The organism is Nonomuraea sp. B19D2, from assembly GCF_040137845.1.
In the GTDB taxonomy this organism is placed as follows: domain Bacteria; phylum Actinomycetota; class Actinomycetes; order Streptosporangiales; family Streptosporangiaceae; genus Nonomuraea.
In genome coordinates this window covers 1-1,629 of record NZ_JBEFAK010000142.1, presented here as the reverse complement: position 1 = coordinate 1,629, position 1,629 = coordinate 1, and the positions used below count along the sequence as shown (strand labels likewise).

Below are 1,629 nucleotides of genomic sequence, written 5' to 3'. Positions count from 1 at the left end.
GCCGAGCGCTGCCGGTGCGTCGTCCGTCTCCCTGAGGGAGGCCGACAGGGCGCGGGCTTCGTGTTCGGTCATCCGGGAGGTCTCATACGGCACGGCGTTGACCCACCGCTGAGTCAGCCGGGCGATCCGCTCGCCGTACCGTTGCGCGGTGATCAGGTCACCGCGTGATCCGGCCTGCTCCGACCCCAGATCGGCGTGGCTCTGGCTCATCAGGCCCAGCCACGAGCCCAGCCGGTTCACATCATCGCGAGCGCCACCACTCCAGTTGTTGCCCGGCATATCGGCCACGCCGACCCACTGCATACCCAGCTGCGCGGCGAAGACCGCCAGCTGCTCCAAGACCGCCAGCTTGTCGCCGCTCTGCGAGGCGGACATGGTGAACCCGCCGGCCAGCTTGTCCTTCCACGCCTGCGTCGTGAACGGCGTGAACGCCGCCTCCATGAACGCCTTGAACACCGCCGACACGCTGCCCATCAGCGTCGGGCAGCCCAGGACGATCGCATCGGAGCGGCCGAGCAGCGCCAGCACCTGCGCATCGTGCCAACGGCCCGCGGTGACGTCCTCGGCCCGGATCTCCACCAGATGCACCTGAGCTCCCGGCACCAGGCGCGCCCCGTCGGCGAGATGCTCGGCCAGGACCCGGGTGTGCCCGTGCACCGAGTGGTAGACCACCGTCACCGTGGCCATCGGCGTATCCTGCTCACGGACAACGTCATTGACTGTCATGTGCTCTTCACTACTTCCGGTCGTGGGGAAATCCCTGCTTGCCCACCCATCACACTCCTGCGGACGGCACAGCATCAACGCCGAACTTCGGCACGCAACGATCGGTCACACCGATTGATCGCGGTAGCCTGGCCCCGTGGACAAGATGGAACTGGAAGCATTCGTCGCGGTCGCCGAAGAGCTCCACTTCGGCCGCGCCGCCGCGCGCCTGCACCAGGGTCAGCCCACCGTCAGCGACGCCGTCAGGCGGCTGGAGCACGCCCTGGGCGGGCGGCTGTTCCACCGCACCAGCCGCCGGGTGTCAATGACCGACCTCGGCCAAGCGCTGCTGCCCGACGCCTACGCCACCCTGGCCCAGCTGCGCCGCTTCCAGCAGCGCGGACGCTCCCTGGCCACCGGCGACAAAGCCCGCACCACCCTCGTCGTCGCCCACGCCGAATACACCGACCACCAGCTGCTGTTGCGCTGCCTGCGGCAACTGCGCGACCGCTTCCCCGACGTGACGATCGTGCCGGAAGCCATGCCGACCACAGCCCAGCTCACCGCCCTGCGGGCGGACACGATCGGGCTCGGCATCGCCTGGGCGACCGGCGAGGTCACCGGCGTACGCGCGAGGGTGCTGTCCACCGAGAGGTTCATGGCGCTCGTACCCGCGACCCACCCCCTCGCCGGGCACGCCGAGCTGAGCGCGTCCGAACTGTCCACCACCGGCCTGCTCACCTGGCCCCACCAGATCAACAGCGGTCTCTGCGACCGCCTCCTGTCCGCCTTCCACATCGGCGGAGCCGACCTGCGCATCATCAGAACCGCCGACAGCGTGCACACCATCGCCGCTCATGTCGCCGCGGGAACGGGCATCGGCATCACCGTCGAATCCGCACTCGACCACCACCCACCCGGCCT

2 protein-coding genes are annotated in these 1,629 nt (G+C 69.3%); one reads left to right on the top strand and one right to left on the bottom strand.

The features are described 5' to 3' along the window. Positions 1-687 (bottom strand): flavodoxin family protein (locus tag ABN273_RS59155; RefSeq protein WP_349458587.1); only part of this gene is annotated, 687 nt, incomplete at its 3' end. Positions 688-871: 184 nt separating this feature from the next. On the opposite strand from ABN273_RS59155, the gene ABN273_RS59150 reads away from it, so the two are divergent. Further along, the coding region (locus ABN273_RS59150; RefSeq protein WP_349458588.1) for a LysR family transcriptional regulator at positions 872-1,629 on the top strand (758 nt) is incomplete at its 3' end.